29 protein-coding genes are annotated in these 24,330 nt (G+C 68.9%); 9 read left to right on the plus strand and 20 right to left on the minus strand.

Going from position 1 to position 24,330, the window contains the following annotated elements:
• Window positions 1-9 precede the first annotated feature (9 nt).
• The 18 genes from AC07SQ_RS14215 to AC07SQ_RS14300 all read right to left on the minus strand — a co-directional run bounded on the left by AC07SQ_RS14215 (window position 10) and on the right by AC07SQ_RS14300 (window position 16,481).
• Window positions 10-987, minus strand: coding sequence for a 2-dehydropantoate 2-reductase (locus AC07SQ_RS14215; RefSeq protein WP_495273214.1), 978 nt, complete (start codon window positions 985-987; stop codon window positions 10-12).
• A gap of 13 nt (window positions 988-1,000) precedes the next feature.
• Entirely contained in the window at window positions 1,001-1,789 is a 789-nt protein-coding gene (locus AC07SQ_RS14220) for a class II aldolase/adducin family protein (RefSeq protein ID WP_495273215.1), read from the minus strand.
• Between the two features lie 18 nt (window positions 1,790-1,807).
• Window positions 1,808-2,800, minus strand: a complete 993-nt coding sequence (locus AC07SQ_RS14225; RefSeq protein ID WP_095743196.1) for a Bug family tripartite tricarboxylate transporter substrate binding protein — start codon at window positions 2,798-2,800, stop codon at window positions 1,808-1,810.
• A 37-nt stretch (window positions 2,801-2,837) separates the two neighbouring features.
• Complete coding sequence (gene ilvD, locus AC07SQ_RS14230; RefSeq protein ID WP_062476869.1) at window positions 2,838-4,571, minus strand: dihydroxy-acid dehydratase; 1,734 nt, start codon at window positions 4,569-4,571, stop codon at window positions 2,838-2,840.
• Between the two features lie 37 nt (window positions 4,572-4,608).
• Window positions 4,609-5,076 (minus strand): nuclear transport factor 2 family protein, encoded by a 468-nt coding sequence (locus tag AC07SQ_RS14235; protein ID WP_139704058.1) that lies wholly within the window; start codon window positions 5,074-5,076, stop codon window positions 4,609-4,611.
• Between the two features lie 21 nt (window positions 5,077-5,097).
• The gene (hpaI, locus tag AC07SQ_RS14240; protein ID WP_495273216.1) at window positions 5,098-5,919 is read right to left on the minus strand and encodes a 4-hydroxy-2-oxoheptanedioate aldolase; all 822 of its coding nucleotides are present in this window, start codon (window positions 5,917-5,919) and stop codon (window positions 5,098-5,100) included.
• A gap of 11 nt (window positions 5,920-5,930) precedes the next feature.
• The gene (hpaH, locus tag AC07SQ_RS14245) at window positions 5,931-6,734 is read right to left on the minus strand and encodes a 2-oxo-hept-4-ene-1,7-dioate hydratase (RefSeq protein WP_495273217.1); all 804 of its coding nucleotides are present in this window, start codon (window positions 6,732-6,734) and stop codon (window positions 5,931-5,933) included.
• Between the two features lie 17 nt (window positions 6,735-6,751).
• Window positions 6,752-7,159 (minus strand): 5-carboxymethyl-2-hydroxymuconate Delta-isomerase, encoded by a 408-nt coding sequence (locus AC07SQ_RS14250; protein WP_495273218.1) that lies wholly within the window; start codon window positions 7,157-7,159, stop codon window positions 6,752-6,754.
• Window positions 7,160-7,172: 13 nt separating this feature from the next.
• Window positions 7,173-8,000: a DODA-type extradiol aromatic ring-opening family dioxygenase gene (locus AC07SQ_RS14255; protein ID WP_062476853.1), complete on the minus strand. Its 828-nt coding sequence runs from the start codon at window positions 7,998-8,000 to the stop codon at window positions 7,173-7,175.
• Window positions 7,997-8,332 carry an aromatic ring-opening dioxygenase subunit LigA gene (locus AC07SQ_RS14260; RefSeq protein ID WP_159273489.1) on the minus strand — a complete coding sequence of 112 codons (336 nt, stop codon included), beginning with the start codon at window positions 8,330-8,332 and terminating at the stop codon, window positions 7,997-7,999. Before AC07SQ_RS14260 ends, AC07SQ_RS14255 begins: the two co-directional genes overlap by 4 nt.
• 3 nt (window positions 8,333-8,335) lie before the next feature.
• A complete protein-coding gene (locus AC07SQ_RS14265; protein ID WP_495273219.1) occupies window positions 8,336-9,313 on the minus strand; it encodes a tripartite tricarboxylate transporter substrate binding protein in 978 nt (325 codons plus the stop codon).
• Window positions 9,310-10,776 carry a 5-carboxymethyl-2-hydroxymuconate semialdehyde dehydrogenase gene (gene hpaE / locus AC07SQ_RS14270; RefSeq protein WP_495273220.1) on the minus strand — a complete coding sequence of 489 codons (1,467 nt, stop codon included), beginning with the start codon at window positions 10,774-10,776 and terminating at the stop codon, window positions 9,310-9,312. The genes AC07SQ_RS14265 and hpaE overlap by 4 nt, the downstream gene beginning before the upstream one ends.
• Before the next feature lie 37 nt (window positions 10,777-10,813).
• Complete coding sequence (locus AC07SQ_RS14275; RefSeq protein ID WP_493195533.1) at window positions 10,814-11,815, minus strand: Bug family tripartite tricarboxylate transporter substrate binding protein; 1,002 nt, start codon at window positions 11,813-11,815, stop codon at window positions 10,814-10,816.
• Between the two features lie 43 nt (window positions 11,816-11,858).
• Window positions 11,859-12,629, minus strand: a complete 771-nt coding sequence (locus AC07SQ_RS14280; RefSeq protein ID WP_095949808.1) for a fumarylacetoacetate hydrolase family protein — start codon at window positions 12,627-12,629, stop codon at window positions 11,859-11,861.
• Window positions 12,626-13,258, minus strand: coding sequence for a fumarylacetoacetate hydrolase family protein (locus AC07SQ_RS14285; protein WP_495273221.1), 633 nt, complete (start codon window positions 13,256-13,258; stop codon window positions 12,626-12,628). Before AC07SQ_RS14285 ends, AC07SQ_RS14280 begins: the two co-directional genes overlap by 4 nt.
• A complete protein-coding gene (gene hpaR / locus AC07SQ_RS14290; RefSeq protein ID WP_056583837.1) occupies window positions 13,255-13,692 on the minus strand; it encodes a homoprotocatechuate degradation operon regulator HpaR in 438 nt (145 codons plus the stop codon). The genes AC07SQ_RS14285 and hpaR overlap by 4 nt, the downstream gene beginning before the upstream one ends.
• An 87-nt stretch (window positions 13,693-13,779) precedes the next feature.
• Entirely contained in the window at window positions 13,780-14,784 is a 1,005-nt protein-coding gene (locus tag AC07SQ_RS14295; protein WP_495273222.1) for a Bug family tripartite tricarboxylate transporter substrate binding protein, read from the minus strand.
• Window positions 14,781-16,481 carry an FAD-dependent oxidoreductase gene (locus AC07SQ_RS14300; RefSeq protein WP_495273223.1) on the minus strand — a complete coding sequence of 567 codons (1,701 nt, stop codon included), beginning with the start codon at window positions 16,479-16,481 and terminating at the stop codon, window positions 14,781-14,783. Before AC07SQ_RS14300 ends, AC07SQ_RS14295 begins: the two co-directional genes overlap by 4 nt.
• Window positions 16,482-16,555: 74 nt before the next feature.
• Here AC07SQ_RS14300 and AC07SQ_RS14305 point away from each other — a divergent pair, with 74 nt between their 5' ends.
• The 5 genes from AC07SQ_RS14305 to AC07SQ_RS14325 are packed head-to-tail and all read left to right on the plus strand — an operon-like array spanning window position 16,556 to window position 20,443.
• On the plus strand, window positions 16,556-17,077 hold the full coding sequence (locus AC07SQ_RS14305) for a LysR family transcriptional regulator (RefSeq protein ID WP_495273224.1): 522 nt from the start codon (window positions 16,556-16,558) through the stop codon (window positions 17,075-17,077).
• Window positions 17,074-17,235 (plus strand): LysR substrate-binding domain-containing protein, encoded by a 162-nt coding sequence (locus AC07SQ_RS14310; RefSeq protein ID WP_495273225.1) that lies wholly within the window; start codon window positions 17,074-17,076, stop codon window positions 17,233-17,235. Before AC07SQ_RS14305 ends, AC07SQ_RS14310 begins: the two co-directional genes overlap by 4 nt.
• A 9-nt stretch (window positions 17,236-17,244) precedes the next feature.
• Complete coding sequence (locus AC07SQ_RS14315) at window positions 17,245-17,463, plus strand: LysR substrate-binding domain-containing protein (protein ID WP_495273226.1); 219 nt, start codon at window positions 17,245-17,247, stop codon at window positions 17,461-17,463.
• A 23-nt stretch (window positions 17,464-17,486) separates the two neighbouring features.
• On the plus strand, window positions 17,487-18,878 hold the full coding sequence (gene radA, locus AC07SQ_RS14320; protein ID WP_070063503.1) for a DNA repair protein RadA: 1,392 nt from the start codon (window positions 17,487-17,489) through the stop codon (window positions 18,876-18,878).
• A 47-nt stretch (window positions 18,879-18,925) separates the two neighbouring features.
• A complete protein-coding gene (locus tag AC07SQ_RS14325) occupies window positions 18,926-20,443 on the plus strand; it encodes a BCCT family transporter (RefSeq protein ID WP_495273227.1) in 1,518 nt (505 codons plus the stop codon).
• 93 nt (window positions 20,444-20,536) lie between these two features.
• Here the strand turns inward: AC07SQ_RS14325 and AC07SQ_RS14330 are convergent, their stop codons facing one another.
• Complete coding sequence (locus AC07SQ_RS14330) at window positions 20,537-20,992, minus strand: hypothetical protein (protein ID WP_095949802.1); 456 nt, start codon at window positions 20,990-20,992, stop codon at window positions 20,537-20,539.
• 172 nt (window positions 20,993-21,164) lie between these two features.
• Between AC07SQ_RS14330 and AC07SQ_RS14335 the strand changes: the two genes are divergently transcribed.
• Window positions 21,165-21,554 carry a VOC family protein gene (locus AC07SQ_RS14335; RefSeq protein ID WP_495273228.1) on the plus strand — a complete coding sequence of 130 codons (390 nt, stop codon included), beginning with the start codon at window positions 21,165-21,167 and terminating at the stop codon, window positions 21,552-21,554.
• On the plus strand, window positions 21,542-21,970 hold the full coding sequence (locus AC07SQ_RS14340; RefSeq protein ID WP_495273229.1) for a glycerate kinase: 429 nt from the start codon (window positions 21,542-21,544) through the stop codon (window positions 21,968-21,970). The genes AC07SQ_RS14335 and AC07SQ_RS14340 overlap by 13 nt, the downstream gene beginning before the upstream one ends.
• Window positions 21,971-22,003: 33 nt before the next feature.
• Here the strand turns inward: AC07SQ_RS14340 and AC07SQ_RS14345 are convergent, their stop codons facing one another.
• Complete coding sequence (locus tag AC07SQ_RS14345) at window positions 22,004-23,002, minus strand: recombination-associated protein RdgC (RefSeq protein ID WP_492745500.1); 999 nt, start codon at window positions 23,000-23,002, stop codon at window positions 22,004-22,006.
• A 134-nt stretch (window positions 23,003-23,136) separates the two neighbouring features.
• Between AC07SQ_RS14345 and AC07SQ_RS14350 the strand changes: the two genes are divergently transcribed.
• Together AC07SQ_RS14350 and AC07SQ_RS14355 are read left to right on the plus strand one after the other, a co-directional pair.
• Window positions 23,137-24,090 (plus strand): branched-chain amino acid transaminase, encoded by a 954-nt coding sequence (locus AC07SQ_RS14350; protein ID WP_095949799.1) that lies wholly within the window; start codon window positions 23,137-23,139, stop codon window positions 24,088-24,090.
• 8 nt (window positions 24,091-24,098) lie between these two features.
• Window positions 24,099-24,308 (plus strand): zinc-finger domain-containing protein, encoded by a 210-nt coding sequence (locus AC07SQ_RS14355; RefSeq protein ID WP_007836801.1) that lies wholly within the window; start codon window positions 24,099-24,101, stop codon window positions 24,306-24,308.
• Window positions 24,309-24,330: the final 22 nt, after the last annotated feature.

A 24,330-nucleotide genomic window follows, 5' to 3' on the forward strand; every position in this document is an offset into this window, starting at 1 on the left:
GCAGTTCGCTCAGTACAACCCGAGCTGCCGCGTCCGCAGCCGCGCCAGCCCCAGCAGTGCATCCGTGAACGGCGTGGCCACGCCCGTCAGCTCGCCCAGCTCGCGCACCACGGTGACAAGCGCGTCGAGCTCCACCGAACGGCCCGCTTCCACGTCCTGCAGCATCGAGGTCTTGAACGCGCCGAGCTTCATCGTCACCGCATGCCGGTCCTCGGGGCTCTGCGTGATCTCGATGCCGATGCGCCGGCCGATCTCCTTGGCCTCGAGCATCACGGCCGAGATGAAGCCGCGCACGTAGTCGTCGCCCATGATCAGGTCGGTGGTGGCACCGGTGAGCGCGCTGATCGGGTTCACCGTCATGTTGCCCCACAGCTTGAACCACACGTCCTTCTGGATCTGCGGCGACAGCGTGGTGTCGATGCCCGTGCTTTTCAGAAGCTCGACCAGCTTCTGCACGCGCGGCGTGGCCTGGCCCGAAGGCTCGCCCACGATCAGGCCGTTGCCGAAGTGGTGCCGCACCACGCCGGGCCCGTCGAGCGAGCAGCTCGCGTGCACCACGCAGCCGATCACGTTGCGCGACGGAATGGCCTTGGCAATGGCGCCTTCGGGGTCGACGGCCGCGAGGCGGTGCCCCGCGATCTCGCCGCCGAAGCCGCCTTCGAGGAACCACCACGGCACGCCGTTCATGGCCACCAGCACGATCGTGTCGGGTCCGATCAGCGGCCCGATGCGTTCGGCCACGCCGGCCAGCGCGGGCGCCTTCACGGCGATCACCACCAGGTCTTGAACGCCCAGTGCCTCGGGGTCGGCCACCGCGTTCACCGGCACGCGCGTGCGCACGTCGCCGCGCATCAGCGAGAGGCCGTCTTTCTGCAGCGCGTCGAGCGTGGCGCCGCGCGCCACCACGTTCAGGCGCTGGCCTGCCTGCGCGAGGCCGACGCCGATCCATCCGCCGATCGCGCCGGCGCCGTAGATGCAAATCTTCATGGGAACAGGCGCCTCAGTTGCGGTAGCTCGGGTCGATGCGGTCCACCTGCCGCACCAGCGCATTGAACACGTCCTGCCCGGCGCCGTGCGCGGGGCTGAACTGCAGCGCGTCGCGCGTGCAGCGCTGCGCGATCTCTTCGCTCACCGGAATGGCGGCGCCCATCGAGAAGGTCGCCATCTGGATCTCGCAGGCGCGCTGCAGCGTCCACAGGATCGCGAAGGTCTGCGGCAGCGTCTGGCCCCAGGCCAGCAGGCCGTGGTTGCGCAGGATCACCGCGTTGCGCTCGCCGATGCTTTTCAGCAGGCGCGGGCCTTCGTCGGCATGGATCGTGATGCCCTCGAAGTCGTGGTAAGCCACCATGCCGTGCAGCTGGGCGGTATAGAAATTGGTCTGCTGCAGGCCGCCCTGCAGGCAGGCCACGGCCACGCCGGCCGTGGTGTGCGTGTGCATCACGCAGTGCGCGCCGGGCAGGCCGTCGTGGATGGCCGCATGCACCACGAAGCCGGCCGGGTTCACCGGGTAGGTCGAGCCGTCGAGCACCTTGCCCTGCAGGTCGATCTTCACCAGGTTGCTGGCCGTCACCTCGCTGTAGTGCAGGCCGAAGGGGTTGATGAGGAACTGCTTCTCGCCACCCGTCACGCTGTCGGGCAGCCGCACCGTGATGTGGTTGTAGATCATCTCGGTCCAGCCCAGCATCGCGAACACGCGGTAGCAGGCCGCGAGCTCCTCGCGCGCGGCGCGCTCGTCGGAATGGATCGAGGGATGGACCAGCGCCGACGGCGCGGTGGCGAGTGTGTTCATGGCAGTTCCTTCATGTGATCAACCTTCAGCCGTGAAGCCGACCTCTTTCACGATCGGCGCCCACTTGGCGGTGTCCTTCTTCAGCAGATCGGCCAGCTCGGCCGGCGTGGAAGACATGGCTTCCAGGCCGAAGGTGCCGAGGCCGTCGATCACGTCCTTCTGTGCGAGCGCGTTCTTCATCGCCGTGTTGAGCTTCGTCACCAGCTCGGGCGAGGCCTTGGCCGGCAGGAAGAAGGCGAACCATTCGCTGTGCGCCATGTTCTTGATGCCCTGCTCGCCGAAGGTCGGCACATCGGGCGCGAAGCGGCTGCGCTTGGCACCCGACACGCCCAGGATGCGCACCTTGCCCGACTGCAGGTGCTGCGTGATGTCGCCGATGGGGCCCGACACCGCCGAGATGTTGCCGCCCAGCAGGTCGAGCATGGCCGGCTGCGTGCCGCGGTAGGCCGCGTGCTTGAGCTCGACGCCGGCCTGCTTGCCCAGCAGCGCGCCGATGAAGTGCGGCGTGGAGCCCGCGGCCGGCGAGCCGTAGTTGGCGCCGGCCGGGTTGGCCTTGGCCCAGGTGAGGAACTCGGGCACCGTCTTGATCGTGGCCGGCACGGCCGGGCCGACCGCGAAGCCGAAGTCGAAGATGCAGGCCAGGCTCACGGGCGTGAGGTCGACCATCGGGTCGTAGGGCAGCTTCTTGTAGATGTGCGGGTAGATCGTGAGGATCGACGTGGGCGTCTGCAGGATGGTGGTGCCGTCGGCCGGACGGCCCTTCACGTAGCTCACGGCAATCTGGCCGCCCGCGCCGGTGCGGTTCTCGACCACGGCGGTCTTGGCGTAGTCGGGGCTCAGCTTCAGCGCCAGGCGCCGGCAGGTGGTGTCCGAGGTGCCGCCGGCCGCGAAGCCGGTGACGATGGTGGCGTTCTCGAGCGCGGCAGCCTGCGCAAAGGCCTGCTGGCCGAGGCTGGCGAGCAGCGCCGAAGCGCCGGTGGACTGCAGCATGTGGCGGCGGGTGAAGGTCATGTCTGTCTCTTTTCTGGAGGGTGAGGAGTCAACAGGATCACGACTCGTCGCGCAGCCAGGTGACCGCGCCCGAGTGGGTCACGGCGCCCTGGTGGGCAGGGCGCACGGTGAGCGCGTATTTTTCCAACAAACCACCGTGCGCCGCCCCCGCGTTTACCTCACGTCCGGCCAGCCGCGACGCGATTTCTTCGGCGCTCAGCTCGACCGAGATGCTGCGCGCCGCGGCGCGTGCATCGATGGCCACCATGTCGCCGTCGCGCAGCACCGCGATCGGCCCGCCGTCGGCCGCCTCGGGCCCCGCGTAGCCGATGCACAGGCCGCGCGTGGCGCCCGAAAAACGCCCGTCGGTGAGCAGTGCCACCTTGTCGCCCATGCCCTGGCCGTACAGCAGCGCGGTGATGCCCAGCATCTCGCGCATGCCGGGGCTGCCCTTGGGGCCTTCGTTGCGGATGACGATCACGTCGCCCGCTTCGTAGCGGCGGTTCTGCACCGCCGCCTGCGCTTCTTCTTCCGAGTTGAAGACGCGCGCCGGGCCGCGGTGCACCAGCGTCTTCAACCCTGCCGTCTTGAGCAGCGCGCCGTCGGGGCAGAGGTTGCCCTTGAGCACGGCCAGCCCGCCGTCGCGCGTGATCGGGTTGCCCGCTGCGCGCACCACGCGACCGTCGGGCGCGGCGGCGTCGGCCACTTCCTCGGCCAGCGTGCGGCCGGTGAAGGTGAGGGCGTCGCCGTGCAGGAAGCCCTGCTCCAGCAGCGTGCGCAGGATCACGCCCGCGCCGCCGATGTAGTACACGTCGCGCGCCAGGTACTGGCCACCCGGGCGCAGGTCGGCAATGAGCGGCGTGCGCGCAAAAATTTCGGCCACGTCGTCCAGGTGGAACTTGATGCCCGCCTCGTGCGCAATGGCCGGCAGGTGCAGCGCCGCGTTGGTCGAGCCGCCCGTGGCCGAGACCACGGCGCAGGCGTTTTCGAGTGCCTTGCGCGTCACGACGTCGCGCGGCAGCGGGCCGTCGCCCATCACCGCCTTCATGAGCTGCTTCGCGGCGCGGCGCATCAGCGGCGCGCGTTCGCTGAACACCGCTGGCACCATGCTCGAACCGATGGGCGCCAGGCCCAGCGCCTCCGACACCATGCCCATGGTGTTGGCCGTGAACTGCCCCGCGCAGGCGCCGGCCGTGGGCAGGCAGGCGCGGCTCATGGCGTCGAGCTCGTCGTGCGTGGCGGTGCCGGCCAGCACCTTGCCGATGGTCTCGTAGGTGTCGACCACGTTCAGGTCGCGCCCGTCGGGTCCCGGCATCTGTCCCGGCAGCGCCGAGCCGCCGTGCACGAACACGCTGGGCACGTTGCAGCGGACCATGCCCATCATCAGGCCCGGCAGGTTCTTGTCGCAGGCACCGATGGCGAAGATGCCGTCCCACTGGTGGCCGCGCGTCGAGGCTTCCACGCTGTCGGCGATGAGCTCGCGCGAGATCAGCGAGAAGCGCATGCCCGAGTGCGCCATCGTCAGGCCGTCGCTCACCGACACCACCGGGCATTCGTGCGGCGTGCCGCCGCCCGCGTAGATGCCGGTCTTGGCGTGCTGCGCCTGCTCGCGCAGGTTGAGGTTGCACGGGCTCATCTCGCCGCCCGTGTGGAACACGCCGACGTGCGGGCGCGCGATGTCCTCGTCGTCCTGGCCCAGCGCGTGCAGGAAGCTGCGCGTGGTCGCGCGGATCGTGCCCTCGCGGATGGTCGCGGAGCGGAAGCGTTTCGTGGGGTCGGTGGGCGTGGTCATGCGGCTGGCGAAGGCTGGCTCGTGGAAGGGCGGGGCGTCAGAACATGCCGTTCTTGTTCGCGGCGGTTTCGGGCACGGGTTGCACCACGTCCCAGTGCTCGACGATCTTGCCGTTCTCGAGCTTGAAGATGTCGACGATGGCGCTGCCGCGCGTGCCCGGCTCGCGCACCGCGTTCACGTGCAGGATCACGTAGTCGCCGTCGACGAAGCTGCGCTTGATCTCGCTCTTCGAGTTCGGAAACTTCTCGCGCAGGAAGGCGATGAACTTGCGAAAGCCCTCGGGCCCGTCGGCCGCCGTCGGGTTGTGCTGCACGTAGCGGTTGCCCACGTACTGCAGCGCCGCGTCGGCGTCCTTCTGGTTCAGGCCCTTTTCGTAGAAGGCGAGCACGGTCTGGCGGTTGGCTTCCTGCCGCGCCTGCGCGGTCGAGGCCGGGCCCGTCTGGGCGCAGGCGCCGAGGAACAGGGCGGCGGCAGCGGCGAAAGCCGCGAGGGTGGTGCGTCGCATCGAAATTTCCTTGACGGTGGATCAGTAGCCGTTGGGCGCGGTGGCGCCCGGCGCGGCCTTGTACTTCGCGAGCAGCTGCTTGGCGGCGGCCGCGAGCAGGATGGTGTCGACGCCCACGGCCACGAACAGCGCGCCGGCCGCGAGCCACTTGCGTGCCTGCTCCTCGGTGGTCGACAGGATGCCGGCCGCCTTGCCGGCCTTGCGGATGCGCGCGATGGTGTCGGCGATCACGGCCTGCACCTCGGGGTGGTTGGGCTGGCCCACGAAGCCCATCGAGGCCGACAGGTCGGCCGGGCCGATGAACACGCCGTCCACGCCCGGCGTGGCCGCGATGGCGTCGAGGTTCTTCATCGCCTCGACCGTCTCGGCCTGCACCAGCAGGCAGGTCTGCGCGTTGGCTTCGTGCAGGTAGTTCGGGTAGGCCTGCCAGCGCGAGGCGCGCGCCAGCGCACTGCCCATGCCGCGGATGCCTTCGGGTGGGTAGCGCATGCCCTGCACCAGCTTCGCGGCCTGCTCGGCGGTGTCGACCATCGGCACCAGCAGCGTCTGTGCGCCGATGTCCAGGTACTGCTTGATCAGCGTGGTGTCGCCGACCGGAATGCGCACGACGGGATGCGAGCGCTGCGCCTCGGGCTGCGCCGACCACGCGCTGGAAATGCCCTGCAGCTGCGCGAGCACCGAGCGCACGTCGTTGGGCGCGTGCTCGCCGTCGACCAGCAGCCAGTCGTAGCCGGTGCCGGCCAGCAGCTCGGCCACGTAGCCGTCGCCCAGGCCGACCCACAGGCCGATCTGGGGTTGACCGGCCTGCAGGGCCTGCTTGAAGGTGTTGAGTGGGGTGTGCATGAAAAAACTCGTCAGACGAAGCGAAAAGCGATGGAGCCCAGGGGGCCGTAGTCGGCGTGGAAGGTGTCGCCCGGCACGGCGTTGGTGGGGCGCGTGAACGAACCGCCCAGCACGATCTCGCCGGCTTCGAGGCATTCGTCCCACGGCGCGAGCTTGTTCGCGAGCCAGGCCACGCCGGTGGCCGGGTGGTTGAGCACGGCCGCGGCCACGCCCGATTCCTCGATCACGCCGTTCTTGTAGAGCAGCGCGCTGACCCAGCGCAGGTCGACCGCGTCGGGCTTCACGGGACGGCCGCCGAGCACGATGCCCGCATTGGCCGCGTTGTCGGCGATGGTGTCGAACACCTTGCGCATGGCCTTGGTGTGGCGGTCGAACTGCTCGATGCGCGCGTCGATGATCTCGATGGCGGGCACCACGTAGTCGGTGGCGGACAGCACGTCGAAGATGGTCACGTTGGGCCCCTGCAGCTTCTTGCCGAGCACGAAGGCCAACTCGACCTCGATGCGCGGCGCGATGAAGCGCGTGAACGGGATGTCGCCGCCCTGCTCGAAGAACATGTCGTCCAGCAGCGTGCCGTAGTCGGGCTCGGTGATCTGGCTGGCCTGCTGCATGGCGCGCGAGGTGAGGCCGATCTTGTGGCCTTTCACGATGCGGCCTTCGGCGATCTTGTGCTTCACCCATTCGCGCGAGATGGCGTAGCCGTCCTCGATGGTCATCTCGGGAAAGCGCTTGGAGAAATGCTCGACCTGCACGCGCGACTTCTCGCTCTCGTGCAGTTCGGCGGCCAGTTGGGCGATGGTGGCGGTGGAGAGCATGGGGGCTCGCTTCTTTTTTATGATTTGTTGAACAGGGGATGCAGGTTGCTGTGCTTGCCGTCGTACACCTGCCCCGGCGCTTCGTCGATCTGCAGCGTGATGCCGATGTGGCGCTGCGTGAAGACGGGCTCGAAATGCACGCGCACGGCGGCCAGCAGCTCGTCGCCGGCTTTCTTCTTCACCGCCTCGGAGCGGCCCGAGGCCATGCGCAGGTTCAGGTACACGAAGGCGTAGTCGGCCCGGCCGTCGGCCACCGCGTAGTGCGCGGCCGGGTAGGCCAGCACGCGCGTGCCGCCCGTGGGGAACACCGGCTTGCCGGCCTCGTCGCGCTGCTCGAGCATGCTGTCGGCCAGCGTGCGGCACAGCGCCGACACGTCGGTCTCGGCCTCGATGTTGGGCGTGTACAGGATCACCAGGTGCGGCATGGTCGTGCTCCGTTCAAACCACCGACATCGTCGCGGCCGTGCAGGTCACCGCGAAGATCGGGATGGCCTTCATGTGGAAGATCTCGCCCTTGCCGCGCGCGGCCGCGGCCACGCTCAGGAAGGTGCGGATCTCGAAGCCGCCCTGGCCGGCTTCGCGGTAGGTGGCCTCGTCGCCGTAGTCGGCCTGCGAGAGCAGCGCCTCGCGGTCGTTGGCGCACCAGCGGCGCATGAACTCGGCGTCCCACTCGGCATTGACCTTGCCCGAATCTGGCGTGGCCGGCCAGTGCGAGATGCCGCCCGTGCCCACCAGCGCGATGCGCTCGGGCACCTTGTCGCAGGCGCGGCGCAGGGCTTCGCCGAAGGCCCACGCGCGGTGCAGCGGCGTGAGCGGCGGGCCCTGGCAGTTGATGTTCACGGGAATGACCTTGGTGTCGAAGTTCGGCGTGAGGAAGTTCAGCGGCACCATGATGCCGTGGTCGAACTTCCATTCTTCGGCGTAGGCCACGTCCACTGTCTGCATCACTTCGCGGATCAGGCGCTGCGACAGCGCAGCATCGCCGGGGATGGTGTGCTTCTCGATGCCCAGCCACTTCGGGTCTTCGATCGGGCCCTCGTAGCTGTCGGCCATGCCGATCGCATACGCCGGCATGTTGTTCATGAAGAAGTTCGCGAAGTGCTCGGCCGCGATGACGATCACCGCGTCGGGCTTCGTGGCGCGCATCGCCTCGCCGAAGCGATGGAACTGCGCGTGGAACTCGTCCTTGACCGCCGGATCGGCCAGGTGCGCGCGGCCGGTGATGCCGGGGGCGTGGCTGCACACGCCTGCGAATACGAGACTCATACGCCTGCCACTTTCTCGTCGGTTCCGGTTGTCATTGCGTAGATGCCGGCGCGCACGGGGCCGTACTTGCGCACGCCTTCGCGCATCGCTTCCAAGTAGTCCGCCCATGCCACGCCGAGCAGGGGCGCGAAGTGCATCAGCAGCTGGCCGTTGCACCCGAGCACGTAGAGCTTGCCGATGTCGCCGCTGCCGATGGCTTCGCGCTCTTCGTCGTTCAGGTCGTAGCCGGCCAGCAGCGTGGCGCGCGTGTCGCCGCCTTCGCCGAAGCGGCGCTGCACGTCGGCGTCGCGGTTCAGCGCGAACAAAAACTTCTGCATCGCATAGAGGCTCATGGGTCAGCCCTCGATCTGGATGTTGGCCTTGCGGATCACGTCGCCGTACTTCGCGATCTCGCTGCGGATGAACTCGGCAAAGCGCTCGGGCGTGCCCGACAGCGACGCGATGCCGCCCTTGTGGAACGCCTCGGTCACGGCCGGCGAGGCGAGCGCGCGGTTCACTTCGGCGTTCACGCGTTGCACGATGGCGTCGGGCGTGCCGGCCGGGGCCAGCAGGCCGTTCCACGAATTGGACTCGATGGCCACGCCCTGTTCGGCCAGTGTGGGTATCGCGGGCGCGTACTGCGAGCGCTGCGCGGTCGCCATGCCCAGCGCCACCAGCTTGCCGGCCTGCACATGGCCGCGGAACTCGGGCCAGTTGCCGAACATGACGGTCACCTGGCCGCCGAGCAGGTCGGCCAGCGCCGGGCCCTGGCCCTTGTAGGGCACGTGCACGATGTCCAGGCCCATCTGCAGCTTGAGCATCTCGCCCGACAGGTGGGCCGAGGTGCCGTTGCCGAAGGAGGCGAAGCTCAGCGTGCCGGGCTTGGCCTTGGCCTGGTTGCGCAGGTCGGCCAGCGTCTTCAGGCCGCTGCCCGGGTGCGTGGCGAGCACGTGTTCCGACATGCCCATGAGCGCCACGGGGCGCAGGTCCTTGAGCGTGTCGTAGGGCAGCTTGCGCACCAGGGTCTGGTTGGCCGTGAAGCTGTTGGCCACGCACACGAAGCTGTAGCCGTCGGGGGCCGACTTGGCGACCGCATCGACGCCGATCACCGTGCCGGCACCGGGCTTGTTCTCGACGATCACCGGCTGGCCCAGCGCCTTGCCGAGTTCGAGGCCGACGAGGCGCGCGACGAAGTCGGTGGTGCCGCCGGGCGTGAAGGGCACGACGATGCGCACCGGCTTGGCGGGCCACGCCGTGGCCTGCGCACGCGCGAGCGCAGGCAGGGCCGCGAGTGCGGCGACGCCCTGCAGCAGCGTGCGGCGTTGAACGCTCACGCCACGCCCCAGTGCGGAATGTGGTGCGAGCCCATCGACACCGCGATGTTCTTCGGCTCGCAGAACACTTCATAGCTCCAGGTGCCGCCTTCGCGGCCCGTGCCCGAGGCCTTGGTGCCGCCGAAGGGCTGGCGCAGGTCACGCACGTTCTGGCTGTTGACGAAGCACATGCCGGCTTCGACCGCAGCGGCCACGCGGTGCGCCTTGCCGATGTTCTCGGTCCACACGTAGCTGCTCAGGCCGTAGGCGATGTCGTTGGCCAGCTCGATGGCGTGGGCCTCGTCCTTGAACGGGATCAGGCAGGCGACCGGGCCGAAGATCTCGTCCTGCGCGATCTTCATGCGGTTGTCGACGTCGGCGAACACGGTGGGCATGACGTAGTTGCCATTCTTCACGCGGTCGGGCAGGTTCGACGGCGCCTCGAGGCCGCCGCACAGCAGCGTCGCGCCTTCCTTCGGGCCCAGCTCGATGTAGCTGCGCACCTTGGCCAGGTGGGCCTGGGAAATCATCGGGCCGACGATGGTCTTCTCGTCGAGCGGGTCGCCCACGACGATGCGCTTCGCGCGCTCGGCGAACTTCGCGGCGAAGTCGGCGTAGATCGACTGCTGCACCAGGATGCGCGAACCGGCCGTGCAGCGCTCGCCGTTGTTGCTGAAGATCATGAACACGGCCGCGTCGAGCGCGCGGTCGAGGTCGGCGTCTTCGAAGATCACGAAGGGGCTCTTGCCGCCCAGTTCCATGCTGAACTTCTTCAGGCCCGCGCTCTTCACGATGCGGTTGCCGGTGGCGGTGGAGCCGGTGAACGAAATCGCGCGCACGTCGGGGTGCGCCACCAGCGGCTCGCCGGCTTCCTTGCCGTAGCCGTGCACCAGGTTCAGCACGCCGGCGGGAATGCCCGCTTCGAGCGCCAGCTCGCCCAGGCGCGCGGCCGTGAGCGGCGACAGCTCGCTCATCTTCAGCACCGCCGTGTTGCCGAAGGCCAGGCAGGGCGCGACCTTCCAGGTGGCGGTCATGAAGGGCACGTTCCACGGGCTGATGAGCGCACACACGCCCACCGGATGGAACAGCGTGTAGTTCAGGTGCGTGGGCGTGGGGTAGGTGTGGCCGTCCACCCGCGTGCACATCTCGGCGAAGTAGTAGAAGTTGTCGGCCGCACGCGGAATGAGCTGCTTGCCGGTCTGCGCGATCACCTGGCCGCAGTCGTTGGTTTCGGTCTGCGCGATCTCGGGCACGTGCTTGGCGATCAGGTCGCCGAGCTTGCGGATGAGCTTGGCGCGCTCGGGCGCGGGCAGGCCGGCCCACTTGGGGAAGGCGGCCTTGGCGGCGGCCACGGCGGCGTTCACTTCGGCCTCGCCGCCCGAGGCGACTTCGGCCAGCACTTCCTGCGTGGCGGGGTTGACGGTTTCGAAGTAGTCGGCGCCTTGGACTGGCTTGCCGTCGATGAGGTGATGGATCTGTTGCATGGGCGTGAAGGTGTTGCGGCCTTGCGGCGGTGTGTCGTCAGTCGAGCTTGATGTCGCGCGCCTTGATCAGCGCGTGCCACTTCTTGCGTTCGGTGTCCACGAAGCGGGCCATCTCGGCGGCGTCCGTGGGGCGGGCTTCCCAGCCGGCGTCGTAGAGCTTCTGCTTCACGCCGGTGTCGTTCATGCTTTTGAGCAGGTCGGCGCCCAGGCGCGCCTGGATGTCCTTGGGCGTGGCGGCCGGTGCCACCAGCCCCTGCCAGGTGTAGGCCTCGACGGCGTAGCCGAGCTCCTTGGCCGTGGGCAGCTGGGGCAGCTGCGGCACGCGCTCGGTCGACATGGCCAGCAGCGGAATGACCTTGCCGGCCTTCACGGCGCTGATGCCGCTGGGCAGGTCGAGCATCATCAGCGGCACCTGGTTGCCCATGAGGTCCTGCAGCGCGGGCGCGCCGCCCTTGTAGGGAATGTGCAGCAGCGACACGCCGGCCTCGCGCTGGAACAGTTCGTAGGCCAGGTGGTGCGGGCTGCCGGTGCCCGGCGTGGCGATGCTGTACTTGCCCGGCGAGGCCTTGAGCGCCGCGATGAGCGCCTTGGCGTCGCTGAAGCCCGCGCCCGGCGCGGCCGTGATGATGAGTGGCGAGCGGCCCATCATGCCGAGCAGCGCGAAGTCTTTCTCGGCGTCGTAGGGCAGCTTCTTGTAGAGCGCGGGGTTGTAGACCAGCACGCCGTTGTCGGCCGAGAACACGGTGTAGCCGTCGCCCGGCGAACGCGCCACGTTTTCCGACGCGATGATCGCGCCCGCGCCGGGGCGGTTGTCGACCGTGACAGGCTGTGCGAGCTGCTGCGAGAGCTGCGCGCCGGCCGTGCGCGCGAGGTAGTCGGTGCCGCCGCCGGCCGGGTAGCCCACGACCCAGCGCACGGGCTTGGTCGGGTAGGCCGAGGCGGTCTGCGCGGTCGCGGCCGGTGCGAGCAGCAGCGTGGCGGCGCTGGCCGCCACGAAGGCGGCAGCAAGGCGGAAGGTCCGGGTTCTGGCGGTCGTCATGGCGGTGTGTCTCCGTTTTTTTGAAAGGGGTGCAGTCAGTCCGTCAGCGTGCGGCGATGGTGTTGACCAGCGCGCCGATGCCGTCGATCTCGGTCACGACCACGTCGCCCGGCTTGCAATCGACCACGCCGTCGGGCGTGCCGGTGAGGATCAGGTCGCCCGGCGACAGCGTCATGAAGCGGCTGAAGTACTCGATGAGGAAGGGCGCGTCGAAGATCATGTCGCGCGTGTTGCCCTGCTGCGTGACGGTGCCGTTCACCGTGGTGCGCAACGCGAGCGCCATCGGGTCGGCCACGTCGGCCGCATCGACGAACCACGGCCCCAGCGGCGTGCAGGTGTCGCGGTTCTTCACGCGCAGGTTGGGGCGGTACCAGTTCTCGAGGTAGTCGCGGATCGCGTAGTCGTTGGCCACCGTGTAGCCGCCGATGAAGTCGTAGGCGTCGTCGCGCTTCACGTGCTTGGCGGTCTTGCCGACCACGATGGCGAGCTCGCACTCGTAGTGCATGAACTTCACGTCGGCCGGGCGGTGCGTGAGCTGGCGGTGGCCGATGAGCGTGCTCTGGCCCTTGACGAACACCAGCGGTTCCTCGGGCGCCTTGAACTCCAGCTCTTTCGCGTGGTCGGCGTAGTTCAGGCCCAGCGCGAGGATGGTGCGCGGGCGCGCCGTGGGCGCGAGCGGCGGCAGCCACACGAGCTGCTCCTGCGGCACGACGCGGCCGTCGGCCAGCCGCACGGCGGCGTCGGCCTGGCCGTTGAATTCGTGCGCGGTGCCGGTGTGCTCGCGGCCTTCGAAGATGACGCGTGCGTGCTTCATGCCGTTGCTTCCTTCACCAGCGTGTTGCTCAGGGTCTCGAACCCCGGCGCGGAAATGTCGATGCGGTCGCCCGCGCGGGCCAGCGGACGGCCCAGGTCGCAGCCGAGCATCAGCACGTCGCCGTGCGCCAGCGTCATGAACTCGCCCACGTCGGCCAGCAGCTGCGGCGCGGGGCGCACGAGCTGCGAGAAGTCGATCGACTGCTTCAGTTCGCCGTTGATGCGAACTTCGACGCGGAACTGCGCCGGGTCGGCCACCTCCTGCGCATCGCGCAGCGCCGGGCCGATGCCCAGGAAGCCGTCGACGCACTTGAACTTCACCGGCGGGCGGAAAAAGCTCGCATGCGGGATCGACAGGTCGTTCAGCAGCATGAAGCCTTCGATGTCGCCCTCGGCGCCGATCACCATGCCGATGCTGGCGCCGACTTCCACGTCGGACACCGCGGTGGGCACGGTGACGGTGCTGCCGTGCGGGCTCCAGGTGTTGGCCGTCTTCACGTAGAGCACGGGCGCCTTCGGCGGTGCCTTGTAGGGCGCCTCGGTCATCTGCGGCGCGAGCGCCGCGGCCTCGGCGCGGAAGTTCAGCAGCGTGCCGTACACGGTGCCGGTGGGGAGAAAGGAGGTGGTCATGGTTCGGGTTGCTCCAGCGCGATCAGTTCGTCCAGCAGGCCGTAGAGCTGCGTCAGCTTGGCCTTGCCCAGCGACTGTTCCATCCAGTCGTAGTGCGCCTCGATGCTGGTGCCCAGGCGCTTCACGAGCTTCATGCCGTGCGGCGTGGCTTCGACCACGGTGCGGCGCTGGTCGGCCGGGTCGCGGGCGCGGGTGATGAGGTTGTCGCGCTCCATGCGTGCCAGCACGCCCGTGAGGCTGGGGCCGAGGATGAAGGCCTCGCGCGCGACGCGGCCGGTGTCGACCGCGCCGTGCTCGCCGAGCACGCGCAGCACGCGCCATTGCTGGTCGGACAGCGCGTGCTCGCGCAGGCTGGGCCGCGTGTGGGCCATCACGGCTTCGCGGGCCTGCAGCAGCAGGCGCGGCAAATTGCGGTGCGTGAAGGTGGTGCTCAAAAGCTGTGCCTCTCAGAATTATTTAACATGTTAAATGAATGCCGAGAAAACACGCCTGCGGGATAACCCTTGCGGGCCGTCGGACGCTCAGTCGATCGTGGTGCCGGAGGCGCGGATCACCCGGCCCCAGCGTTCGGTTTCGCTGCGGATGTAGGCGGCCAATTGCTCCGGCGCACCTGCGCCGTGCGCCCCCGGCGCGGCCGGCTCGAAGCCCTCGCTCTCGAGCTTCTGGCGCAGCGCGGGCTGCGCGACGAGGCGGGCGATCTCCTGGCTGCAGCGGTCGATGAAGGCCTTGGGCGTGCCCGCGGGCGCGACCACGCTCTGCCACGCCACCGCCTCGAAATCGGCGGTACCGGCCACGCCCGACTCGGCCACCGTCGGCACGGCGGGGAAGGTCGGCTGGCGCTTGCGCGAGGTCACGGCCAGCGCGCGCAGCTTGCCGCTGCGCACGTGCTGCAGGGCCGGCGCGATGTCGGTGAACATGAGCTGCAGCTGGCCGCCGAGCAGATCGGTCAGCGCGAGCGCGCTACCCTTGTAGGGCACGTGCACCATGTTCGCGGCGGTCGCGACCTTGAACATCTCCGCGCCCAGGTGCTGCGGGCTGCCGTTGCCGGCGGAGCCGTAGCTCAGCGCGTCGGGCCGCGACTTGGCGAGCGCCACCAACTCGGCCAGCGTGTTCGCCGGCACCGACGGGTGCACCACCACCATCAGCGGCACGGCGCCGATGAGGCCGACCGGTGCGAAGTCTTTCGCGGGGTCGTACGAGAGCTTCTTGTAGAGCCAGGGGTTGATGGCGAGCGTGGTGCTGGTCGCGACCAGCAGCGTCGTGCCGTCGGGCGCGGCGCGTGCCACCTGCGAGGCGCCGATGGCGGTGCCGGCGCCCGGCCGGTTGTCGACGATCACGGTGCGGCCCAGCGCGGTGCCCAGCTGCTGCGCGATCAGCCGCCCGAGCATGTCGGTCGTGCCGCCGGGCGCGTAGGGCACGACGAGGGTGATGGGCTTGTCGCCTTGTGCCCGCACGAGGGCGGGACCTGCGGCGCAGGCAGTGGCGGACAGCGCGCCCAGATGGCGCAAGGCATGGCGACGGTTCATTGGCTTGTCTCTCTTTCTTTTTCGGATGTCGGTGCGGCCACCACGGCGGCGCCGCGCAGCAGGTCGACCAGCGCGAGCGCGTCGGCCGGCACGGCATGTCCGCGCCAGGCCACGTGCTGGTCGGGGCGCGAGATGACGAGCGGCCGGTCGTACACGGCGGTGGTGGCCGAGGCGCGGATGTCGAGCGTGCGCAGCGGCAGGCCGCGCGCCGCGGCGGCGGCTTCGAGCGGCGCGACATCGATCGCGGGGTCGAAGCGCAGCAGCGTGTAGCCCTCGCCGGGCATCGCCATCGCGTCGTACAGCGAGCGCCCGTCGTCCAGCCACAGGTGCGGCGTGCGGCAGCCCGGCACGGTGGAGGGCGTGAACTCGTACATCGTGTAGGCGGGCGCGGCCTCGCTGTCGTAGGCGATGAGCGGCGAGCCCTCGTAGAAGTAGCCGAAGTTGAGCCCGCCGCAGCAGTACTGCTGCACGTTCAGGTCGTACAGCGCCTGGCCGCGCGCGGCGCGCAGCGCGTCGCCCTCGGGCCCGGGCGCCTCGATGTTCTCGGGCACGCCTTCGCGCTGGCGCTGGAGCGCGAGCGCGTGGTTCATCGCGAACCGCGACACCTGCTCGGTGATCGGCTGGCGCTCGGCCTCGTGCGCCGCGAGCGCGCCCTCGGCCAGCCAGCCGTGCAGCCGGCCCGCGAGCAGCCACGAGAGGTTCATCGCATCGGCGATGCCGGCGTTCATGCCGTAGCCCGCCATCGGAATCCACAGGTGCGCGGCGTCGCCGCAGATGAACACGCGGCGGTCGCGGAAGCGGTCGGCCACGAGCCGGCGGCCGACCCAGTCTTCGTTGGAGATCACCTCGTAGTCGAAGTCCTCGCCCACGCCCAGGATCTGGCGGATCGCCCAGTCGCGGTCGATCGAATCGAAGTCGGTCTCTTCGGGCAGCAGGTAGTTGTGCAGCAGCCAGGTCTCGCGCCCGTCGATGGCGTACACGTTGCCGCAGCGGCGCGGGTTCAGCGCGAAGGTGGCCCAGGCCGGCGGATGCTTCAGAAGGCCCAGCAGCGCGGGCGCGCGAAAGTACGTCGACTGCACGCGGCCCACCACGTCGGTGCCGTGCAGGCTGGCGCCGATCTTCTTGCGCACCGTCGAGCGGCTGCCGTCGCAGCCGACGAGGTACTGGCAGCGGATGCGCACCGTGCGGCCGTCGTCCAGGTCCACGCCCGTGGCCCACACGCCTTCGTCGTCCTGCTCGAAGTCGTCGATGCGCGTGCGGTTGCGGATGCGCAGGCCGGGCGTGCCCTCGGCATGCGCGAACAGCACCGGCTCGAGAAAGATCTGGTTGATGCGGTGCGGCGGCTCGGCCGTGGGCCACCAGGTGTCGGGGCCGCCGGTGGCGGTGTAGCGCTCGCGGCGCGCGGGGATCGGAATGCGCGACAGCTCCATGCCCGTCACGGCCGTGCGGTAGGCCACGTCGTTCGGGTAGTCCGCCGGCAGGCCCGCGTCGCGCAGCGCCTGTGCCACGCCCAGGCGGCGGAACACCTCCATCGAACGCGCCGCCACGTGGTTGCATTTCACGTTGGGCGGCTCGCCGCGGTGGCGGATCTCGGTCATCAGCACGTCGATGCCGCGTTGCGCCAGGTCGATGGCCAGCGTCAGCCCCACGGGGCCGGCGCCGACGATCAGCACCTGGGCTTGCAGTTGCTCGGTCATGGGTCGCTTGTCTCCAGATTCTTGTGAGGCGCCATTACAGTGCCGAACCGGCTCGCGGAAAAAGTGAAACTTTCATGGCCATTCATAAAAAACCACTATCAATGCGCGGCGTGCCCTCTGTGCGGCAACTGCGTGCGTTCGCGGCCGTGTACCACAGCGGCCAGCTGTCGAGCGCGGCGGCTTCGCTGTCGCTGACGCAGCCGGCCGTCAGCGTGCTGCTGCGCGAGCTCGAAGCGCGGCTCGGCGTGCGCCTGTTCGACCGCACCACGCGTTCGCTGCAACGCACCGAGGCCGCGAACGAGGCCATCGTCTACGCCGAGCGCGTGCTGGCCGAACTCGATGCGCTGGGCACCGGCATGGCCGAGCTGGCGGCGGGCCGGCGCGGGCGCGTGCGCATCGCGGCCACGTCCACCATCGCGCAGACGCTGATGCCCAAGGCCCTGCGCCGCTACCTCGACCTGCATCCCGACGTGAAGGTGGCCATCGAAGACTGCGCGCCCGGGCAGTTCGTGGAGAAGGTGCTCGGCGAGCAGGTCGACTTCGGCGTGGGCACGTTGCAGGCGCGCACGCCGGGGCTGGACCAGCGCTCGCGGTGATTGCCGACCGCGACCTGCGCCTGCCCGGCACCGACCGCATCACCTGGCGGCAGCTCGCGGGCCATCCGCTGATCACGGTCAAGCCGGGGTACGGCGTGCGCAGCAGCATCGACATTGCCGCGGCAACCGCCGGCGTGCGGCTGGACATCGCCTACTAGGTGACGCTCTTGACCACGGCGCTCGCGATGGCGGCCAGCGGGCTCGGCCCGGCGCTGCTGCCGGCGTCGATCCTCGCGCATGCCGACCACACGCGGCTGGTCGCGCGGCGGCTCATGCGCCCGACGGTGGCGCGCAACATCGCGGTCGTGACGCGGCAGGGCCGATCGCTCTCGCCGGCCGCGGCGGCGTTCGCGGACCTGCTGGTGCGCGAATTCGCCATCGCCTGAACCGCGCCCCCTAAACTCGCTGCATGGCCAAGGACAAAACAACTTTCGTCTGCAGCGAATGCGGCGGCACCAGCCCCAAGTGGCTCGGCAAATGCCCCAGCTGCGGTGCATGGAACACACTCATCGAACAGGTCGCCGGCGCGGCCAACGGACCGGCCAACAACCGCTTCGGCACGCAGTTCGCGTCGCTCGCGGGTGCCTCCGAACTCGCCACGCTCTCGGAAATCGAAGCCACCGATGTCGCACGCACGCCCACCGGGCTCGACGAGCTCGACCGCGTGCTCGGCGGCGGCATCGTGTCGGGCGGCGTCACGCTGATCGGCGGCGACCCGGGCATCGGCAAGTCGACGCTGCTGCTGCAGGCGGTCGACGCGCTGCAGCGCGCGGGGCAGAACGCGCTGTACGTCACCGGCGAGGAAAGCGGCTCGCAGGTGGCGCTGCGCTCCAAGCGGCTCGGGCTCGACCATTCGCAGGTGCAGGTGCTGGCCGAGATCCAGCTCGAAAAAATCATCGCCACACTCGACGCCACGCGCCCGGCCATCGCGGTGATCGACTCCATCCAGACCGTGTACTCCGACCAGCTCACCTCCGCGCCCGGCTCGGTGGCGCAGGTGCGCGAGTGCGCGGCGCACCTCACGCGCTTTGCCAAGACCAGCGGCACGGCCGTGGTGTTGGTGGGCCACGTCACGAAAGAGGGCGCGCTCGCGGGCCCGCGCGTGCTCGAGCACATGGTCGACACGGTGCTGTACTTCGAAGGCGACACGCACTCGAGCTTTCGCCTCGTGCGCGCCATCAAGAACCGCTTCGGCGCGGTGAACGAGATCGGCGTGTTCGCCATGACCGAGCGCGGCCTGAAGGGCGTGACCAACCCGAGCGCGATCTTCCTGAGCCAGCATGCCGAGCCGGTGCCCGGCAGCGTGGTGCTGGTCACGCTCGAAGGCACGCGGCCGATGCTGGTGGAAATCCAGGCGCTGGTCGACAACGGCGGGCCGAGCCCGCGCCGCCTGTCGGTGGGCCTGGACCGCGACCGCCTCGCGATGCTGCTGGCCGTGCTGCATCGCCACGCCGGCGTGGCCTGCATGGACCAGGACGTGTTCGTCAATGCGGTGGGCGGCGTGCGCATCAGCGAGCCCGCGGCCGACCTGGCCGTGATGCTGGCCATCACCTCCAGCCTGCGCGGCAAGCCGCTGCCCAAGGGCTTCATCGCCTTCGGCGAAGTCGGCCTGGCCGGCGAGGTGCGCCCCGCGCCGCGCGGCCAGGAGCGCCTGCGCGAAGCCGCCAAGCTGGGCTTCAGCGTGGCCGTGGTGCCGAAGGCGAATGCGCCGCGCAAGGGCACGAAGGAGATCGAGGGCCTGACCATCCACCCGGTCGACCGCATCGAAGAAGCGATGGACGTGGTGCGGCGTCTGGACTGACGCGCGGCGCTGCAGGCGCATCATTCATTTTTACGGAGGGTCCCGCCATGCAACTCATCGTCTCCGCCGGGCTGATCGCCGTGGTCGTGCTGTGGGGGTTGATCTCTCCCGCGTCACTCGACCGCGTGTTCAGCACCGCGCTCGCCGACATCACACGCAACTTCGGCTGGTTCTACCTGTGGGTGGTGCTCGGGCTGGTGGTGCTGGCCGTCTTCCTGGCGTTCAGCCGCTTCGGCGACCTGAAGCTGGGCGACGAGGACGACGAGCCCGAGTTCTCCATCGGCGCCTGGTTCGCGATGCTGTTCGCGGCCGGCATGGGCATCGGCCTGGTGTTCTGGGGCGTGGCCGAGCCGATCTCGCACTACGCGAACCCGCCGCCGGGTGTGATCCCCGGCACGCCCGACGCCGCGGGCGTGGCCATGCGCTACGCCTTCTTCCACTGGGGGCTGCACCCCTGGGCGATCTACGGCATCGTCGGCCTGTCGATCGCCTTCTTCAGCTTCCGCCGCAAGGCGCTGCCGCTGGTCAGCTCGGCCACCGAGGCGCTGCCGTGGCGCTTCGTGCAGCGGCTGTCGCCGGCCTTCAACGTGCTGGCCGTGGTGGCCACCGCCTTCGGCGTCGCGGCCTCGCTGGGCATGGGTGCGACGCAGATCAACAGCGGGCTGCACGCGGCCTTCGGCGCGGAGATCGGCCGCTGGACGCAGGCGGTGATCATCGTGGTGACGACGGTGCTGTTCATCACCTCGGCGGTCACGGGCGTCGAGCGCGGCGTGAAGTGGCTGTCGATGGGCAACCTGGTGCTGGCGGCGCTGCTGGCGCTCACGGTGCTGGTGGTGGGGCCGACCATTGCCATCGTCGAGACCTTCACCAACACGCTGGGTTCGTACCTCGCCGAGTTCGTGCGCATGAGCCTGCGCATGAACCCGTTCCGCAACAGCTCGTGGGTGGCCGACTGGACGCTCTTCTACTGGGCCTGGTGGCTGGCGTGGTCGCCGTTCGTGGGCCTGTTCATTGCGCGCGTGTCGCGCGGCCGCACGATCCGCCAGTTCATCCTGGGCACGGTGATCGCGCCCACGCTGGTGGGCTTCGCGTGGTTCTCGGTGTTCGGCGGCGCGGCGCTCAACTTCGAGATCTTCCAGGGCGTGCCACTGGTCGAGTCGGTGAAGGCCGACGTGTCGACCACCATGTTCGTGATGTTCCAGGCCATGCCGATGGGCGGGCTGCTGTCGATCGTGGCGACGCTGCTGGTGTTCGTGTTCTTCGTGACCTCGGGCGATTCCGCGACGCTGGTGCTGGGCATCATGAGCACGAAGGGCAATCCGAACCCGCCTGCCCGCGTCAAGATCACCTGGGGCGTGCTGGTGGCGGCGATTGCGCTGAGCCTGCTGTTCGCAGGCGGCATCAAGGCCATACAGACGGCGACCATCGTGTTCGCGCTGCCCTTTGCGTTCGTGATCCTGCTGATGGCGCTGTCGGTCACGCTGGCCATCCGCGACGACTGGAACGCCGAGCAGAAACGCGAACGCGAACTGCGACGCAAGATGCGGCAGCTCGTGAACTGGTAGGACGGACAAAAAAACGCCCGGCGCGCGGTGGACACGCGCCGGGCCTACCCTCCCTACCTTCCCTGGCCTCCCTGGCCTTCTCTGATTCGTTGCTTAGCTTCCGATGTGCATCGTGAACGCCGGCCCGTTGTTGAGCACGCACTGGCCGCTGCCCAAGGTGGCGGAGTTCATCGTGTACTGGCAACTCAGGTTGCCGCCGCGACTGCCGGTGGCGTTCGCCACGCCGGTGGTGCGCGAGCCGGCCACACGGGTCGCCTCTCCCTGAAACTGTTCGGCACCGATCTGTGCATTGAAGTGGCCGCGGCCGTTCATGTCGTTGGTCACCGTGCCCCCGACGGCGCCGTAGCGCGCGGCTTCGGCGTTCGACGGATACAGCCGCGCGCTGAAGGTCTGTGACACCGGCCCCGGTGCGACGGCGTAGCTTTGCTGCGACGGCGCGATGGGAGCGGGTTGTCCGAGCGGCACCACGTAGCAGCCGCTGAGGACGGTGCCCGCGAGTGCGGCGGCAAGGGTGAGTCGAACGATGGTGACGGAACGCGGGATGTTCATGCGTTTCTCGGTGGCCCGGGCAGATGCCCGTGCGGCGAAATGTGCCCGCACCCGCCCCGGCATCGTGCGCCTTTCGCCGGGAGTACCGCTTTCTGCGCCCGGCGGTAGCCACGGCGGCTACTGCGACGGGGTCGGGGCCGCACAATCGCGGGCCGTTTCCCACTGTCGCCGAATGAAATCCACCGCACCGCCCATTGCCGCCGTCATGGTCCACGTCACCGATGTGAACGCCGCACTGCGCTGGTACGCCGACGCCTTCCCCGATGCGGTGCCGATGTCGATCGGCTCGCCGGCCTTCGAGTGCCTGTCGGTCCACGGCGTGCTGCTGGAGCTCGTGCCGGCCGACGCGAAGGTCGGTGCCGGTGCCTCGGGCTCGGTCGTGTACTGGAACGTTGCCGACTTCGATGCGGCGCTGGCCCATCTCGAGGCCTGCGGCGCGCCGCTGTACCGCGGCCCCTTGCGGCTCGAGGGCGACGAGCACATGGCGCAGGTGCGCGACCCCTGGGGCAACTGCCTCGGCCTGCGGGGGCCTTCCACCGGGCGGCGACAATGCGCCCCATGAATTTCCAGAAATTGCTGGTGCCCGTGGGGGCCGTCGTTCTCCTCGGCCTGTCCTGGCACCAATACGGCTGGGCCGGCGTGGCGTTCGCCGGCGGTGCGATCGTGATGTTCCTGCTGATGCACTTCAACCGCACGATGCAGGTGCTCAAGCGGGCCGCCGACCGGCCCATCGGCACGGTGGCGAGCTCGGTGATGCTGAATGCCAAGCTCAAGCCCGGCGTGACGCTGATGCACGTCATCGCCATGACGCGCGCGCTCGGCGAGCAGCGCTCGCCCGAGAACGAGCAGCCCGAGCTGTACCGCTGGACCGACGCCGGCGGCTCCTACGTCGATGCCGTGTTCAACGGCGGCAAGCTGCAGAGCTGGACGCTCACGCGGCCCGAGGCGTCGGCCGACGAAGAAACGCCCGCGGCCTGAAGGCGGCGCGGGCGCTTCGCCTGATTCAGAACCTCAGAACGGCGCGTCTTCTTCTTCGGGCGTGTCGGCCTGCGTTGCAGGCGCAGTGGCCGTAGCTGTAGCCTTCGGCGCTTCATCCGGCGGTGCCGCCGAGAACGCCGCTTCACCGCCCAACGCATCGAGCAGCGCCGGCACCAGCTGGCCGAGTTCGCCGGTCGCAATGGCCACGTCGGCGTCGAAGTTGTCTTCCTTCTTGCCACCCGCCGCGCCGTCGCCTGTGCCTTCGAGGAAGGTGATCTTGCGGATCAGCAGGCCGTGCGTCAGCTCGAAGGACACGCGGTCGTCCCACGTGAGCGCCAGGCGCGTCGGGCGCTTGCCGTCGGTGATGTGCTGCTTGACCTCGTCGATGTCCAGCGCGTGCTTGGCGTAGCGCACCACGGCCTTGGAGTCGTCCGAGGCCTTGAGCTCGCACTCGCGGTCGATGCTGAAGCCGGCCGGCGGCTCCTGCGTCAACAGCCAGTTGGCCATGGCGGCGGCCGGCTCGATCTGCGTGTTGATCAGCGCCACGGCAAAGCCGTCGAGCGACTTCACGAGGCTGGTGACCACTTCGTCGGCGCGCGCCGCGTTGCCGCAGTTGATCACGAGGCGGTTCTCGGCCTTGTCGATCCACACCGTCACGCGCGCGCTGCGCGTGAAGGCCATGGGCAGCAGCTCGAGGGTGATGTCTTCCTTGAGCTCCTTCTTTTCCTTCTTGCCGGGCTTGCGGCCGGTGGTGGTTTCGATGTGGGCGCAGCGCTCGTCGAGCTTGCGGCGCACCACGGAGCCGGGGACCTGCTTGCTCTCGATCATGTACTCGACCAGCCACTGGCCGTCGATGGATTCGACCAACGGGCCGTTGGCTTCGCCGCGGGGCTCGACCCAGCCGGCGGACTTTTCCTGCGAGGGGCCGCAAGGCACGAAGCGTTGCTTGGCCAGCCCTTCTTCTGCCTCGGTCAGTGATTGGGACCAGGCAGGTTCGATGCGATAGACGATGACGTTCTTGAATACGGACACGGGAACCCTTTTTCCACTGGTTGGCACAACCGGCCATTGTCGGGCACCCGGTTCCGGGCTCGGCCGTAAAATCGAAAGCTTTTGCGACTTCCCAGTGGGTCGCACCCCCACACCGCTCCCAAAGGAATCAGGAAATGAGCTCGATCCCCCCCTCGCTGGACGACCGTGACGGCAAGATCTGGATGGACGGCGAACTCGTGGACTGGCGCGACGCCAAGATCCACGTGCTGAGCCACACGCTGCACTACGGCTGCGGCGCCTTCGAGGGCGTGCGCGCCTACAAGACGGCCGACGGCGCCACCGCCATCTTCCGCCTGGCCGAGCACACCGAGCGCCTGTTCAACAGCGCCAAGATCCTGCGCATGAAGATCCCGTTCTCGCAGGAACAGCTGAACGAAGCCCAGAAGCAGGTCGTGCGCGAGAACAAGCTCGAAAGCTGCTACCTGCGCCCCCTCATCTGGATCGGCTCCGAGAAGCTGGGCGTGAGCCCCAAGGGCAACAAGATCCACGCCATGGTCGCGGCCTGGTCGTGGGGCGCCTACCTCGGCGAAGAAGGCATGCGCCGCGGCATCCGCGTGAAGACCTCCAGCTACACCCGCCACCACGTGAACATCACGATGACGCAGGCCAAGACGGTGAGCAACTACACCAACTCGATCCTCGCCAACATGGAAGCGCTGGACGACGGCTACGACGAAGCACTGCTGCTCGACGCGAGCGGCTTCGTGTCCGAAGGCGCGGGCGAGAACGTGTTCGTGGTCAAGGGCGGCGTGGTCTACACGCCCGACCTGTCGGCCGGCGCCCTGAACGGCATCACGCGCAACACCATCCTGCACATCTGCAAGGACCTGGGGATCGAACTCGTGCAAAAGCGCATCACGCGCGACGAGGTGTACGTGGCCGACGAGGCCTTCTTCACCGGCACCGCCGCTGAAGTCACGCCCATCCGCGAACTCGACCGCATCGAGATCGGCAACCGTGGCGACGGCGGCGCGCGCGGCCCGGTCACCGAGAAGATCCAGTCGGCCTTCTTCGACATCGTGAACGGCAAGAATCCCAAGTACGCCCACTGGCTCACGAAGGTCTGAGGAACAACATGTCCACCAATGCAGTCGTCGAACTCCTCGCGAAGGAGCTCAACCACCAGGGCGGCGTGTTCTGCCCCAGCCCCAAGGCCGACATGAAGCTCTGGAACAGCCACCCGAAGGTCTACCTCGACGTGGCGCGCACCGGCGAAGCCAAGTGCCCGTACTGCGGCACGGTGTACCGCCTGAAGGCGGGCGAGACCGTGTCCAGCCGCCACTGAGCGGCCAGGCGGAAAAAAGAAA

It is taken from the genome of Variovorax sp. GW821-FHT06D12 (genome assembly GCF_059419205.1).